Below are 14,663 nucleotides of genomic sequence, written 5' to 3'. Positions count from 1 at the left end.
CCATCATGACAGTTACCTTCCTTTGGGGATGCAAGGCGATTACGCAGCCCTGACTCCCAACGGGGAACTTTATTTCCGCTACTGGTACCGTGACGATTTCTCAACGTCGGCTGCCAACTTACAGCATCTTTTCATCCATGAAATGAGCCACGTATGGCAACGAGAACGAGGAATGTATGTCAAACTACGTGGCTTTTTCAGTTGGGCTGTAAGTTACCGGTACGGTCTGGATAAACGGACCTTGAGGCAATACCCCCTGGAGCAGCAGGCGCAAATTATTGCCGATAATTTTCTATTTGAGAAGTTTGGTTACGCCCAATGGCTGGTATACAGAGATAAAAATCAGGATGTTGTCTCGTATGATGGTGATCTCGACGAGGCCCTGTTAAGAGAGCGATACGCGTACACCCTTAAAGGATTTCCTTATGTTTAAAACGCCGAAAGTATGGCTTCTGTCGGTATTTATGCTGGCTGGTTGCCCGGGCGCGGGGGACAGATTAACCCCCAGCGAAACGACGACAGTGAAACGGGTTTCTCAGAATGTCTGCTTTAGCGTGCAGGATGCTCAGGATTATTACCCATCTATTATCATTATCGCGCCACGCAATACGCCGCCTAAGGCGCGGTGGTATCGTAAGCAACCTGCGCTTCATGTAAAAGGCGGGCAACTGTGTCTCCCGCCGTCTTTTTACACGTTCAAAAAACAAACGCCTTATATTGTCGAATATGTGCTGCTCCCGGGGGCGAAAAACAATAACAGTGCGTCCCGGCATGTCGTGGCAGGTTTTGAACTAACCAATGATAATATTCATCCGCTGACGCTGAATGACAGCGAGATAAGCCAGTAAAAAGCAGTGTGTTTACAGCAGAAATGCCGCTCATAATACAACCGCCACCAGGGCGGTTTTTTACTATGCAGCGCAGGAATAGCGCGCCCTCCCGGCCAGGAGGGCGCTGCGGGTTATTTCTGGATGAGGTAGCGGATGGTGGGGCCATCCTGCTGAATATCCAGCACCGTATAGCCGTGGTTGCGGGCATCGAGCGGGATATTGTTGATGGATTGCGGGCAATCGCTAATGACTTCGAGTACTTCGCCTTTTTTCAGCTGCGGCAGCGCTTCGAGCGTCGCGACCGCCGGGTACGGGCAAGGCTCGCCGGACATATCCAGACGGTAATCAGGGGTAATGGCGTTCATTATGCGCCCTCCTTAATAGCAGCAGGGGTGACCGCCGGTTTCTGACGGCGGAAGAAGCGTTTCTCCTGCGCAATGACCAGCATTAGCGCAGCGAACAGAAGCAGATAGGTCACCAGCAACCCGCCGAGCGGCCCAAAAGTATTCAGCAGGTTTATTTTATCCCAGCTCGTGGCGAGCGACGGAGACAGGTCATCCCAGAAATAGGCGAGTATCGTGGAGCCGATAACGTTACCAAGCCCGACCCACCAGTAATGCACCTGGCCTTCCACCGCGCGGTACATCCAGCCGGTTTCACAACCGCCCGCCAGCACGATACCGAAGCCGAACAGCAAACCGCCCAGCACGGCGTTCGGGCCTGCCCACATGATTTTCGGCTCGGCGCCTAATTGCACATAGCTGAAAATGCCGATGGCGCTGACCGCCATGCCGAAAATAATCGCTTTGGCCATATGGGTGCGGCCCGTTATCCACATATCGCGGAACGCGGAGGTAAAGCAGATCTGCGCGCGCTCAATAAGCAGGCCAAAGCCCACGCCGAACAGCATCGCCAGGCCAAGTTTCGGGGCGTTCATTGCGGTAAGCAGCGCCCAACCGATCATGCCCGCGAACACCAGCATGCCGATGCGAAAACGGCGTTTCGCCTGATCCGGCTTTTGCGTCAGCGGTGCGGCAGCGCTCACTTTTTGCATTTTGACCGGAATACGGAACATCGACAGCAGCGTAAAGCGCGCGCCAAACCAGGAGCCGATCGCCGTCGCCAGCGCAAAAAACCAGGCGTGCAGAGAGAATTGCGGAATACCGGTAAAGAATGCGGCCAGGTTACAGCCCATTGCAAGACGTGCGCCGAAACCGGCGATAATGCCGCCCGCCACCGCCTGGATAATGCGGATGCGGTGCTGCGGCAGGCGCAGTTTGACATTATTAGCCCACAACGCGGCGGCAAAGCAGCCGCCGAACATGCCGATAATCATCATGCCGTCGATGCGGGTAAGCGGCGTGCCTTCCAGATGGATGAGTTTGTAGTAGCCCCAGTTTTCGGCATGAACACCGAAAATCTGCAACAGTTGTCCGCCCCAACGGGTAAATTCGCCGGTCACAGCCCAGAAGGTGCCGGTGATACCAAAATAGTAGGTGGAGAGGATGCCTGCGGCGATGACGGCGGGCAGCGGGGCCCAAAAACGGATGAGGTATTGCTGTTTAAAATCGTGCCATGACATGAATTTTAGCCTCTGAACTCAGACGGTACTAAAAAGCGCCGCGAGGGCGCCAAAGAAGCCCGCATATTACGCCGCCTGGCGCGTTCGCACAGTAAAAATTTGGCAAAACCGAATCTGGATCAATTCCTGTCGTGTCTCGCAAGTAGTGGCAGCGTTAACGCTTTAATGCCACAATCTTTTTTTCTTCACAGGCAGGACAAACGATGAAAAAAATCGCGCTGGGATTAATGATGCTGGGGCTGGGCGGATGCGTCCAGGTGGAGAATTATAACGATGTAGTGAAAACGCCGCCGCCGGCGGGTCTTGCGGGTTACTGGCAGTCGAAAGGACCGCAAAGCAAGCTGGTGAGCCCGGAGGCTATCGCAAGCCTGGTGGTGACGCCGGCTGGCGATACGCTCGATTGCCGCCAGTGGCAGCGGGTGATTGCGCTGCCAGGCAAACTGATGCAGCGCGATGACGCGCTTTATAACGTGACGAATAAACGTGAGGTTTATCAGCTTACGCGCGAGGGCGATATGCTGGAGTACGCGGGGATGACGCTTGAGCGTGTTAACCGCCCGACGACGGAATGCGCCGATTTCCTCACCAAAAATCCGCTGGACACCCCGCTGCCGTAACCGCACATGCAGGGTGGGTAAGCGCCGCGCGTCCACCCTTAAAGGCCTGACGTGCCGGAATCGTGTGGTGATACGCACCCACCAGCAGGCAGCCAAATGCCACGCATACCATTACAAAAAATTTAACATCCCGAGCGGGAAAAAGAGCAGGGCGGCGGCGGTATACGCCGCGCCCCGACGGACAGGAAATTACTGGTTGAGATCGTGCGGCATCAGCACGTTGCCGGAAAGGTTACCGTAGGCCGTGACTAAGGATTTCTGATTGCCGTTCTGCTCTATCAGCACGCGCAGTTCTTCCATACGTGCCTGAAGTTTCGTTTTCAACGCCGCTTCGTTTGCCAGCACTTTCGTCAGCAACTCGCGGGCTTTATCCTGAAACAGACTGTTATCTGGCTCAATCGGGTTACTGGCGATCGCCTCAACCAGGGTGACGTACTTTACTTCCTGTTCGATCAGCTCATCCCACTGTCCTGAATTCGCCAGGCTGAGCATGGTATTACTAAGCGCGTAAAGCGCCTGCCAGTTATTTAGGGATGAGATGAAATCATTCATCAGAACGTTTCCTGCGCGATAGTGGTGCCAGGGCCAATTTGCTTCCAGGCGTCAGCAATATTGGTGATCAGGGTTTCGACTTCATTGATGGCATCAACATCGTTACGCAGGTTCGCGTGCAGTAAACGTCGCACCATATATTCATAAAGCGAGGCCAGGTTTTGGGGTAAATCACCGCCAATATCCATATTGAGGCCAGCCTTAAGTCCGTTATCAATAATGTTGATGGCTTTGGTCAGCGCCTGACCTTTCGCCTGTACGTCGCCTTGTTCAATGAACAGACGCGCTCTGACAAGGGCACTGAGTGCCCCGTCAAACAACATTACGACCAGCTGGTGTGGACTTGCGCTCATTACCGCACTTTCCAGACCTACCTGTTGGTAGGCCTGAACACCAGAACTATTGTACATATCCGTTCCTTAACTACTTAGAAGAGAACTGTTTGGTCAGGTAGGTCGAGGTACTGTCCAGCTTATTGACCATAGCGTTCAGGTTAGTGAACTGCGCCTGATAACGCGCCATCGTCGCTTCGATAGAGGCTTCCATCGAGGTGTAGCGTTTATCGAGCGATTTCAGCGTATCGTTAATACTGTTTTTCGCGTTCTGAATAACCCCTTCTTTGCCGGTGGTGGTGCTCAGCATCGAGGTCAGGGTGTTATTCATCTTAGTGGCGAGGCCGGTGGTTTTACCGTCGCCGACGAAGTACGCCTGAACGGCATCCGGGCTCTCGTTAAGCGCTTTGGTCAGCTTCGCGTCATCAATCTTCAGGTTGCCGGATGCGCCATCAGCGCCAAGGACCGGGTCCTGCGTCACGCCAAGCTGGGCCAGAATTGCAAAGCTGCCGCTCTGCACTTCCGTCAGCGTACTGCGCAGCTGAGACTGAATAGAACGCACGTTGCTGTCGCCGAGCAGGGCGCCATTATTGGCCGCCTGGGTCGCGCCCGCATCCACTTTGACGTATTTAGTCAGCGACGCGATGGTCGACTGCAGCGAGTTATAGGCACTCACCCAGTCGGTAACCGCTTTTTTGTTCGCGTCGGTCGCACGGGTCACGGAGAGCGTTTCGTTTGCGGTGCTCTGCGCTTTCAGCGTCATCGTGGTGCCCGGCAGCGCATCGGAAATGATGTTAGTGGAGCGCTCAATTTCGATGTCATTGACGACCACTTTGGCGTTCTGCGACGCAGTCTGGATGGACAGCGCGCCAGTTTTAGACGTGGAGTCAAAGCCGATCACGCCCTGCAGGGTATCGTCGCCGGTGACCGTCACCGTCATGTCATTGCTGGTGCCGGTGGTTTTCGAGGTCAGCATCAGGCGGAAATCGCCGTCAGAGGCCTTGATAACGCTCGCAGAAACATTACCGCCCGCTTTGTTAATCGCCTTGGCAATACCATTAAGCGATGTGTCACCATCGGCCAGCGATACGGTCAGCGGTTTCGCGGTGCCCGGCTGGGTGATGGTCACAGTACGCGTGGTACCGGTGGTGTCGCCGAGCTGCGTGGTGCTGCTGGCGATAGAGCCAGACGTCAGCACCTGCGCTTTCGCCAGCTGCTTCACGTTAACGGTGTAATCACCGACCATCGCATCGCTGGTGGTGGTCGCGGCAAAGGCCGTATTGGTACTGTTGACTGACGTCGAGTTCCAGGTTGCGGGTTTGCTGAGCGCTGCCGTCGCTGTCTGCAGGCTCTGCAGCGAACCCTGCAGTTTGCTGTAGGCGCTCAACTGGGTGTTATAGGTGCTCTGCTGTTTGGTGATAACCGTCAGTTTGGTGCGCTCAGCAGATTCCAGCTTGTCATATAAATCGCCAAGCCCAAGATTCGTACCTACCGAGAGGTTACTAATAGTAGCCATGCGTGATTTCCTTAAGGTCGATGGACGTTTCAGTCTTTTATCGGCGCTGAAAAATAAAAGTTTACTCTGGAGGCTAAAAAAATAATCCCGCGAATAGGTGGCACAGTCGCAGGCTATTGAACCGATAGCGCGCCTTAAGCGAAATCCATTCCCTTCTTTATATGTCGGTAAAAGAAATACGATTCGGAGGTATTAATAAGGAAACAAAAAGCAAAAAACGCTCAGAATTTATTTATCCGATACATAAGAATAATCTTAGTTCTGAGCCTTATAAAAGAACATTAAATAAAATAAATCCTTATTAAACAGTGATATAGAAATTTTTTGAGTTTGTTTCTAAAGTCTTTTTAAGAAGCGTCGATAACCTTGTTGACGGTGAGAGACGCCGTGAGTGTTAGGCACCGAACCTAAATCCAATTTTTGAAGGAATTAAATTATGTCAGTTATCAATACTAACCTTTTGTCCCTGACCACTCAGACCAACCTGAACAAATCTCAGTCTGCTCTGGGCACTGCTATCGAGCGTCTGTCCTCTGGTCTGCGTATCAACAGCGCTAAAGATGACGCTGCTGGCCAGGCGATTGCTAACCGTATGACCTCTCAGGTTAAAGGTATGACTCAGGCTGCTCGTAACGCTAACGACGGCATCTCCCTGGTTCAGACTGCTGAAGGTAACCTGAACGAAATCAACACCAACTTACAGCGTATCCGTGAGCTGGCTGTTCAGGCTGCAAACGACACCAACGGTTCTACCGACCTGACCTCCATCAACACGGAAATCAGTCAGCGTCTGTCTGAAATCGACCGTATCGCTGGTGGCGCTAACTTCAACGGCAAAAAACTGCTGGATGGCTCTGTAAGCACCGCTCTGAGTATTCAGGTTGGCGCAGGCGTATCTTCTAACGATACCATCTCCATCGACAGCAACGCACTGATCAACGCGACTTCTGGTAGCCTGGATTCAACTCTGAGCACCTCTATCGCTGATAACTCCTCTGCACAGGCTGTTATCTCTGCTGCTGATGCTGCAATCGCTAAGATCGATACCGCGCGTTCTAACATGGGTGCGATTCAGAACCGTTTTGAATCTACCATCAACAACCTGAACAACTCTATCAACAACCTGTCTGCGGCACAGTCCCGTATCCAGGACGCTGACTACGCGACCGAAGTTTCTAACATGTCTCGCGCTCAGATCCTGCAACAGGCTGGTACTTCTGTACTGTCTCAGGCAAACCAGGTTCCGCAGTCCATGCTGTCCCTGCTGCGTTAATAGACGCTCAAGCTTTCAAAAAGGTTGCTGGAAACAGCAACCTTTTTTTTTGCCTTTCATTTATCGGCCTCCTCCTTAAATGCAATCTTCAAAATAAGCCGCTATTCGCGGGGTTTTTCCCTCCATTATGCCCGCGTCCCCGATGTTACCCTTTCAGGAAAGCTTCCTCTTTGCGTGCCGCGAGGGGTATTCACACCCAGGTTGCGACAGATATGGCCGGGTTAACTGGCAAAACGCCGTCGCGCGTTGCAATTAATGATGAGTTAAAACCGATGAATCAGTTTGCCCAGTGTCGTGCAATGCATCAGTACTACCGTGACATTTTCACCCGTAACATCTATCTACCGGAAGCGGATGCCATGCCGTCGCATCTGGTGGCGGAAGTGCTGCATTTCTGGAGCGCCGATTACGCGATGATGGAGCCTGCCATCATGGCAGCACCCACGCCCCCCGAGCTGGATGAAGAAAAAGCGCTCGCGATTAAACATCTGCTTTGCGCCGCAACGCTCGCTAATCAGGCGTTCGACAGCAAAAAGCAGGGGCATCAGATTGCCGCTGCTGAAGGTTTTGGTGAAAAAGTTACCGCGCACGTAGTGGAAGCCCTTCAGCGCGACGATTCCGTTAACGTTGTCGTTGCCGCTATTCAATTGCTGTTTCGCGTTAATGAAATCGACGGCGCGGTCTTTTTAATCTCTAATCATCTTTCGCGGCTTAGCACCAGCGCGCCGGTACTGAAAATCCTGCTGCTCATCTGCCTGATGGAAGAGGACTACAACCAGGCGCAGGTCGTGATTCAGGCGCTGACCGCAGACTCTTCCTTAATAGAGGAAGACACCATGACGCTGCTGATGATCGTTTGCGGCATTTATAAGCTCGGCGGCTGCCCCGATTCCTTTATTGATTTTCGCCCGCTGAACGAAGCGTTGCCGCTGCCGGACTACAGCCGCTATGCCTGGCCTGTCCCGAAAGCTGCAAGCGGCAATACCACGGTGCTGGTTTCCTGCGATCCGAAATACTTTTTCGACCATGCCCAGGCGCTGGTAGCCTCCGTTTACGAAACAAACGGCACTGCACTTGATGTGCATCTGCACATCTATAACTGCGATGCGCGTTGCGAAGAGCGCGTGCGCGACATGCAGGCGGCGTTCCCTGGCCTGAATATTTCCCTCAGTAGTGAAGTCATCGAACCGGTGCGCGGCATCAATGTGCATTTCGCGTCACGCCGTTTTGTCTTCCTGCGCCACGCGCTGGAGCAGTTCGATGCGCCGGTTATCCTGCTCGATGCCGACTGTCTGGTCCGTCATTCGTGGGCCGACGTGCACACGCGTCTTGATAACGCCGATTTGATCCTGACCTGCAGCGATGGCGCGCCGCTTTGGGAACGTGTACTGGGCGGCTTTATCTATGCCCGTTCGAATGAAGCGAACTTCCGTTATTTGGATATCGTGGCTCGCTTTATCGACCGTAACCTGGCGGCAGGAAACAGCGAATGGTTCCTGGATCAGGTCGCGCTCTCCTTTGGGCTCGACACGCTTCCGGCGATGGAGCAGATGCAGATCCGCCGCGAAGAGGCCGGGCGTCTTATCAGCATCAACCATACACCGGACGCGTTCAGTTGGGTGGTGACCACCGCCAAGAAGGGCGGCGGCAGCTATAACGACTACAAAATCAGCCTGATGGCGAAATATCTCGCTGCATAAGCGCTCGACTTATTGAAAACGGATGAATCACGTGACGATGCTCTACCCGGACTTTCGCATAACGCCTGTTGCTCTCCACGCCAGCGCCGCGCTGAACCACGTGTCGGCAACGCTGCCCGCATTCGCGCGCGTGCTGGAGATTGGCTGCGGGGCAGGCGAGGCGCTGATTGCGCACGCCCGCGCCTGGCCACAAAGCATCGCACTCGGCATCTCGCTTGACGAGGCGGGCATCAATGAAGGGCAGCAACAGATTCAGGCAAGCGGGCTGACTAATATTGAACTATTCGCTGCGGGGCTGGGCGATTTGCTGGCTGTTTCTCCGGGCGAGTTCGACTACATCATCATCCACCAGCAGTTTTCTCATACCGATGCCGACACGCGCGATGTGCTGCTGCGCTGGTGCCGTCAGCATCTTTCCGCGCAAGGTATTATTGCGTACTACGCGGCGCTGCCGGACACTTCTGACGACGAGACGCTTCGTCATGCGCTGGCGTTTCACTGCGCGCGCGCCGCAAGCCAGCAAGAACAGCTCGCCTCGGCTCGCGCTATGCTCGGATATCTGGCGATGACGCTACCGGACGGCACACTGAAAGCACAGGTCATTGACGCCGAAACGCTGGACGATGGTGCTCTGATGTCGCGTTATCTGGCTCGCGAGACGGCGGTAAGCGATTACACCGATTTCGCCCGCGAGATGCAGGCACTGGAACTGGAGTGTGTCGGCGACGCGCTGGCGCAGACCGAGCTTGCCGCCTCTTACGGCGAACATCAGCACAAACTGCACGCGATGATAGCAGGGCACAGCGATCGCCACAGTGCGCGTCAGTATCTTGATTTCGCAGTCAGCCGCCGCGAGCGCTTTACATTGCTTTGCGCGTCTGATGCTGCGCAGCCGTCATTTATACCGGATCTGTCAGCGCTGGACATGCTGCACTGGGCCGGCAACTTTACCCGTGTCCTCACACTGAACGGACAGGTGATTAGCGGCCATATTTCACAGTCCGGCGTGCCGGTGCGTACGGAAAACCCGGTGACGCTGCAAATTCTCGACCTGCTGGCAGGGGCCTGGCCAATGAGCCTGAGCCTCGATCAGCTGGTCTTTAACTGCCGTCTGCCAGAGCGTCCCGACGAGGATACCCGCAAGCTGGTGCTGGAATCGTTGTGCGATCTCTTTATCAACAATCTCGACGGCCTGCACTGGAGCGTTACCCCGGGCGCCTATAACTTCGCGACAAATGACGTGCTCGCGCCGGTCGTGCCGCTGCCGGAAACGGACGAAGAAATCCGCGTGCAAAACCTGTGGGGCGAAACGGTTACCGTCGCGCCCGCACACTGGCGCTGGCTGCGCGAGGGGATGACGGCCACCGACGACACGGCCTGGGAGAGCTTTACTGCGCTGCGCATTCGCGGCGTGCTGACAGGCTCGCCGCTGGCATGGAAAAACGCGATCCAGCCGTTTTTGCGCACCGGCAACGTGGCCTGGCTCAAACAATTTATCAACACGCTGCTGCTCCTGAGCGTCAGTGAGAAACGCGGTGGCCTGCTGCAAACGGAAACCAATCAGGATATCGACAACCAGCCTGACAGCATCGAGATGGACGCCATCTATGAAGAGGCCAACCGGCTGATCGGCAAAGGTATGGCGAAAGAAGCGAGAGACTATACGCGCGCGCTGCTGGAAAAAGACCCGCAGAATATGCACATCCTGCGCTGCTATTCGCGCACCTGCGTGCTGACCGGCGCGTGGGATGAGGCGCTGGACGCGCTCTGCCGACTGATGGGCTATTACTTCTCAAGCCTCGACATCTATTACGATCTCGCGACCGCGCTGCAAAAAACGCTCGACCATTTTAATGCCCGCAAAGTGGTACGCGGTCTGCTGCGGCTGGATGAAAAAAACGACGGATTCTGGAACTCGCTGGGCTCGCTCTACCACGCGCGCGGCGACATGACGCTTGCTGAAAAATGCGCGCGCGAGGCGTTTCGCTTCCAGCCGCGTAACCCGCGTTATCTGGCGATGATGGGCGTGGTGCTGAGCGATAACCAGAAGCTGGATGAGGCGCGCTATTTCCTGGAAAAATCGCTTGAGCTGGCACCAAACGATTTCGACTGCTTCACCAGCCTGCTGTTTGTGATGACCCACGACAATAAAGTGAGTGCGCAGGAACTGCTCGCGAAACACCGTGAATATGGCGAGCGTGTCACGTCCTGGGCGGCGCGCGGCGCGCTGACGCTGCCCCTTAATAATGTCAAAGATCCGCAGCGCAAACTGCGTATCGGTTTTGTGTCAGGTGACCTGCGCACGCACCCGGTCAGTAACTTTCTGCTGCCGTTCTGGGAATCGTTTGACCGCACGCGGTTTGAGCTGGTGGGTTATAACGCTGCCCCGATGCACGATGAGCTTACCGATCGCCTGAAAGCGGGCGCGGTGCTGTGGCGCGATGCGGCGCAGTTAAGCGATCGCGAACTGGCGCGCCAGATCAACGACGATGGCGTGGATATTCTTATCGATCTCTCCGGGCATACCACCTGGACGCGGCTGCCGATGTTCGCGCTGCGCCCGGCGCCGCTGCAAATGACCTGGATTGGCTATCCGGGAACCACCGGCGTGCCGGCGATGGATTACCGTCTGCTGTCGTCTACGCTTGCCAGTCCGCCGGGTCTAGCTGAGCAGTTTACCGAGCAGATTCTTTGGGTGCCGATGCGCAAAATTTTTGAGCCGCACCCGCACAGCCCGGAAGTGAATCCGCTGCCTGCGCTGCGTAACGGCCATCTTACGTTCGCAAGCTTCAACCGCCCGAAAAAGGTGAACGATGAAGTGATCGAGCTTTGGGCGCAGATCCTGGTGCGCGAACCGAGCGCGAAGCTGCTGATGGGCTTTATGGCTGATGACGAAATGATAGCGATGATGACGCGCCGTCTGACCCGCTTCGGCGCGCGTCCGGAACAGCTGATTTTCAAAATGCGTACCGGGCTTATGGGGTATCTGGAGTACCACCATCACATCGATATTCTGCTCGACGCCTTCCCGTATACCGGCGGCACGACGACCAACCACGGCGCGTGGATGGGTGTGCCGACATTAACGCTCTGCGGAGAAACAATGGCGGGGCGTCAGGGCGTGGACATTATGAATGGCTATGGACTGCCGGAATTTGTGGCGAACGATAAAGCGGACTACGTCGACAAAGCGCTCTCCTGGCAGGGCCGTTTTGAAGAACTGAACGCGATTCGTCTCTCCATGCGCAGCCGTATCCCGACCGACAACGCGGACGGGTTCAGGGTCGCGGAGACCTTCGAAAAAGGGCTTCGCGAAGCGTGGAAACTTTACTGTACCGGAGAGGCGCCGCGTTCGTTCTTCGTCGAGGAATAATGCGTCGCGACGGCATCATCCAATACCGGCTGCGGCCGGGAACTTTTGGTGTTAACACCGAGGTGTACTATGCAAAATCTATTTGTCACCAGCCCGCTGCTGCCGCCGCTGGAAGAGTTTATCCCGTATCTTGAGCAGATCTGGGAAAACAAATACCTGACCAACGGCGGCCCGTTTCATCAGCAGCTGGAAACCCAGCTCGCTGAATATCTGGGCGTGGAACACCTCTGCCTGTTTTCCAACGGCACGCTGGCGCTCCTGACCGCGCTGCAGGCACTGCGCATTACCGGTGAGGTGATCACAACACCTTATTCGTTCGTGGCGACGTCGCACTCGCTGTTGTGGAACGGCCTGACGCCGGTGTTCGCCGATATCGATCCGGTCACCTGCAATATCGATCCGAACAAAATCGAACAGCTGATTACGCCAGCGACTTCGGCAATTCTGCCGGTGCACTGCTACGGTCTGCCGTGTGACGTGGATAAAATTCAGTCCATCGCTGACGCCTGGGGCCTGAAGGTGATTTACGACGCCGCTCATGCGTTCGGCGTGAAGAAAAACCACCAGAGCATCCTGAACTGCGGCGATCTGTCGATTCTGAGCTTCCACGCCACCAAAGTGTTTAACACCTTTGAGGGCGGGGCGATTATCTGCCCGGATGCGCGCATGAAACAGCGCATCGACTATCTTAAAAACTTCGGCTTTGCCGGTGAAACCACCGTTGTGGCGCCGGGCATCAACGCCAAAATGAATGAAGTACAGGCGGCCTTCGGCCTCGTGCAGTTAGGGCATATCGATAAAGCGCTGGAAAGCCGCGCGGCTATCCACGATCGCTACTGCGAGTGGCTGAGCGATATTCCCGGCATCGAAACCTTCAGCGCGCCGGATGACGTGGAGTGGAACCACTCTTACTTTCCGATCCGCGTAGGCGATGATTTTCCGGTAAGCCGCGATGCGCTCTATGAGGCGCTGAAAGCTGAAAATATTTATTCGCGCCGTTATTTCTACCCGTTGATAAGCGCGTTCTCGATGTATCGCCATCTGCCGTCGGCGCAGCCGCAAAACCTGCCGATTGCAACCGGTATTGCCGAGCGCATTCTGTGTCTGCCGATTTTCCCGGATCTGACCGAGGACGATCAGCGCCGCGTTGTAGAGGCTATCCGCACGCAGGCCGCTCTGGGGATGACGGAGAAAGTAGCATGAAGCTTGGCATCTACGGCGCAGGCGGTTTAGGGCGCGAAGTGTTGATGCTGGCGCGCACCATTAATGCGCGTATGTCGCGCTGGAGTGAGATTTTCTTTATTGACGACGTCACCGACGCGCGCGAGGTGTACGGCGCGGCGGTGGTGCGTTTCGAGGCGCTCCCGACCGCGTGTGAAGTAGTCATTGGCATCGGTGAACCCGCGCTGCGCCAGCGTCTGGCGCAGAAACTGGAAGGTGTGGCACCGCTTGCGACACTGATTCATCCAAGCGTCGTCGTCCCGGCGCAGAGCGAAATCCGCGATGGCGCGATCCTCTGCGACGGCGCGCTGATTTCCTGCGGCGTCACGATTGGTGAAAACGCCCTGATTCAGCCGCGCGCCTGCATCGGTCATGACTGCACGATTGGCGCATACAGCGTCGTTTCAAGCCTGGCGGCGCTTGCGGGCCACTGTACGGTGGGCGAACGCGTATTTATCGGCATGAACAGCTGTGTGAAAGAACAGACCCGCATCGGCGATGACGCCATCGTCGGGATGGGATCGGCGGTATTCAGCGACGTGGCGGACGCCACGATAGTCCTCGGCAACCCGGCCAGGGCGATGCGCCAGAACACCGAAGGTAAGGTGTTTAAATAAGCGCCGCGACAGAACACTTTTTTTATCTGGAGTATGACCATGACGAACTTAGCGAAGTACAACACCATTTTTATGGAAACTTTTGACGTGCCGGAAGACGTGCTGGCGGATTACAAATATCAGGACACCCCGTCCTGGGACTCCGTGGGTCACATGACCATGATCGCCGCACTGGAAGAGACCTTCGACATCATGATGGATACTGAAGACATCATTGACTTTACCTCGTGGCAGAAAGGCAAAGAGATCCTGCAAAAATACGACGTAGAAATCGCCTGATTATGACGGAGGTCAGCATGCTGCTCGCGGGAAAAAATGCGGTAATTACCGGCTGTCTGCAGGGGATCGGCAACGCCACGATGGTCGCTTATGCGCGCCACGGGGCGAATATTTTCGCCTGCGTTCAACAGGAAGATGCGGCGTTCAGCGCGCAAATCGCTGAACTCTCTGAACAATACGGCGTGACTATCACGCCGGTCTGCTTCGACCTGCTGGACGATGCGTCCATCAAGCAGGCCGCGATGGCGATTCAGAAAGCGAAAGTGCCGGTGGATATCCTGGTGAACGTGGCAGGCGTCACGCTTGATGCACTGTTCCCGATGGTCACCATGGAGCAGTTGCACAAGACCTTCGCCATTAACTTCTTTTCGCAGATGGTGTTCACCCAGTACATCACCCGCCTGATGCTGCGCAACAAACGCGGCAGCATCATTAATATCGCCAGCATTTCCGGCCTTGACGGCAATAGCGGCCAGCTCGCTTACGCGGCCTCAAAAGCTGCGATGGTGGCGGCGACTAAAACGCTCTCTATTGAGCTGGCGCCGCAGGGCATCCGCGTGAACGCGGTTGCACCAGGCGTTATCGCCACGCCCATGACTGAAAATCTGGCAAGTGACGTCGTGGAAAGCAAGCTTTCGCAAAGCGCGCTGCGCCGTACCGGGCGGGCGGATGAAGTGGCCGATACGCTGGTATGGCTCGGCTCAGATGCCGCAAGCTACGTGACGGGCCAGGTGGTGCGTGTCGATGGCGGGATCGGTTATTAAAAGGGGA

At 55.5% G+C, this 14,663-nt stretch carries 15 protein-coding genes; 10 read left to right on the top strand and 5 right to left on the bottom strand.

Translation table 11 applies throughout. The features are described from left to right. The first annotated feature begins 172 nt into the window (after window positions 1–172). The gene (locus tag AFK62_RS23005) at window positions 173–433 is read left to right on the top strand and encodes a hypothetical protein (protein ID WP_321029365.1); all 261 of its coding nucleotides are present in this window, start codon (window positions 173–175) and stop codon (window positions 431–433) included. Beyond that, the gene (locus AFK62_RS12090; protein ID WP_053531934.1) at window positions 426–848 is read left to right on the top strand and encodes a putative T6SS immunity periplasmic lipoprotein; all 423 of its coding nucleotides are present in this window, start codon (window positions 426–428) and stop codon (window positions 846–848) included. Before AFK62_RS23005 ends, AFK62_RS12090 begins: the two co-directional genes overlap by 8 nt. A 113-nt stretch (window positions 849–961) precedes the next feature. Here the strand turns inward: AFK62_RS12090 and yedF are convergent, their stop codons facing one another. Both yedF and yedE read right to left on the bottom strand, forming a co-directional pair. Further along, the gene (gene yedF, locus AFK62_RS12085; protein WP_007670171.1) at window positions 962–1,195 is read right to left on the bottom strand and encodes a sulfurtransferase-like selenium metabolism protein YedF; all 234 of its coding nucleotides are present in this window, start codon (window positions 1,193–1,195) and stop codon (window positions 962–964) included. Beyond that, window positions 1,195–2,412: a selenium metabolism membrane protein YedE/FdhT gene (yedE, locus tag AFK62_RS12080; RefSeq protein WP_053531933.1), complete on the bottom strand. Its 1,218-nt coding sequence runs from the start codon at window positions 2,410–2,412 to the stop codon at window positions 1,195–1,197. The genes yedF and yedE overlap by 1 nt, the downstream gene beginning before the upstream one ends. Before the next feature lie 203 nt (window positions 2,413–2,615). Between yedE and yedD the strand changes: the two genes are divergently transcribed. Continuing rightward, entirely contained in the window at window positions 2,616–3,029 is a 414-nt protein-coding gene (gene yedD / locus AFK62_RS12075) for a lipoprotein YedD (protein WP_007668407.1), read from the top strand. 189 nt (window positions 3,030–3,218) lie between these two features. Here yedD and fliT read toward each other — a convergent pair whose 3' ends face one another. From fliT to fliD, 3 genes are read right to left on the bottom strand one after another with little or no spacing between them, the layout of a single operon-like run. Beyond that, window positions 3,219–3,581, bottom strand: a complete 363-nt coding sequence (fliT, locus tag AFK62_RS12070) for a flagella biosynthesis regulatory protein FliT (protein ID WP_007668405.1) — start codon at window positions 3,579–3,581, stop codon at window positions 3,219–3,221. Further along, window positions 3,581–3,991, bottom strand: a complete 411-nt coding sequence (gene fliS, locus AFK62_RS12065) for a flagellar export chaperone FliS (protein WP_007668403.1) — start codon at window positions 3,989–3,991, stop codon at window positions 3,581–3,583. The genes fliT and fliS overlap by 1 nt, the downstream gene beginning before the upstream one ends. A gap of 13 nt (window positions 3,992–4,004) precedes the next feature. Further along, window positions 4,005–5,429, bottom strand: coding sequence for a flagellar filament capping protein FliD (fliD, locus tag AFK62_RS12060; protein WP_007668400.1), 1,425 nt, complete (start codon window positions 5,427–5,429; stop codon window positions 4,005–4,007). 436 nt (window positions 5,430–5,865) lie between these two features. Here fliD and AFK62_RS12055 point away from each other — a divergent pair, with 436 nt between their 5' ends. The 7 genes from AFK62_RS12055 (at window position 5,866) to AFK62_RS12025 (ending at window position 14,656) form a co-directional block, all read left to right on the top strand. Continuing rightward, window positions 5,866–6,702 carry a flagellin N-terminal helical domain-containing protein gene (locus AFK62_RS12055; RefSeq protein ID WP_007668398.1) on the top strand — a complete coding sequence of 279 codons (837 nt, stop codon included), beginning with the start codon at window positions 5,866–5,868 and terminating at the stop codon, window positions 6,700–6,702. Window positions 6,703–6,914: 212 nt separating this feature from the next. Next, window positions 6,915–8,402, top strand: a complete 1,488-nt coding sequence (locus AFK62_RS12050) for a hypothetical protein (RefSeq protein ID WP_007668397.1) — start codon at window positions 6,915–6,917, stop codon at window positions 8,400–8,402. Between the two features lie 22 nt (window positions 8,403–8,424). Next, window positions 8,425–11,775: a bifunctional class I SAM-dependent methyltransferase/glycosyltransferase gene (locus AFK62_RS12045; RefSeq protein WP_007668395.1), complete on the top strand. Its 3,351-nt coding sequence runs from the start codon at window positions 8,425–8,427 to the stop codon at window positions 11,773–11,775. A 69-nt stretch (window positions 11,776–11,844) separates the two neighbouring features. Continuing rightward, a complete protein-coding gene (locus AFK62_RS12040; protein ID WP_007668393.1) occupies window positions 11,845–12,978 on the top strand; it encodes a DegT/DnrJ/EryC1/StrS family aminotransferase in 1,134 nt (377 codons plus the stop codon). Then, complete coding sequence (locus tag AFK62_RS12035) at window positions 12,975–13,613, top strand: NeuD/PglB/VioB family sugar acetyltransferase (RefSeq protein WP_007668389.1); 639 nt, start codon at window positions 12,975–12,977, stop codon at window positions 13,611–13,613. Before AFK62_RS12040 ends, AFK62_RS12035 begins: the two co-directional genes overlap by 4 nt. A 39-nt stretch (window positions 13,614–13,652) precedes the next feature. Then, window positions 13,653–13,892, top strand: coding sequence for a hypothetical protein (locus tag AFK62_RS12030; RefSeq protein WP_007668377.1), 240 nt, complete (start codon window positions 13,653–13,655; stop codon window positions 13,890–13,892). Between the two features lie 17 nt (window positions 13,893–13,909). Continuing rightward, the gene (locus AFK62_RS12025) at window positions 13,910–14,656 is read left to right on the top strand and encodes an SDR family NAD(P)-dependent oxidoreductase (RefSeq protein WP_007668373.1); all 747 of its coding nucleotides are present in this window, start codon (window positions 13,910–13,912) and stop codon (window positions 14,654–14,656) included. Window positions 14,657–14,663 lie beyond the last annotated feature (7 nt).

Origin of the sequence: Cronobacter condimenti 1330, from assembly GCF_001277255.1 — a bacterium.
Taxonomy (GTDB): Bacteria; Pseudomonadota; Gammaproteobacteria; order Enterobacterales; family Enterobacteriaceae; genus Cronobacter; species Cronobacter condimenti.
The sequence above is the reverse complement of the archived record's forward strand: the minus strand, read 5'-3'. Positions and strand labels throughout refer to the sequence as shown.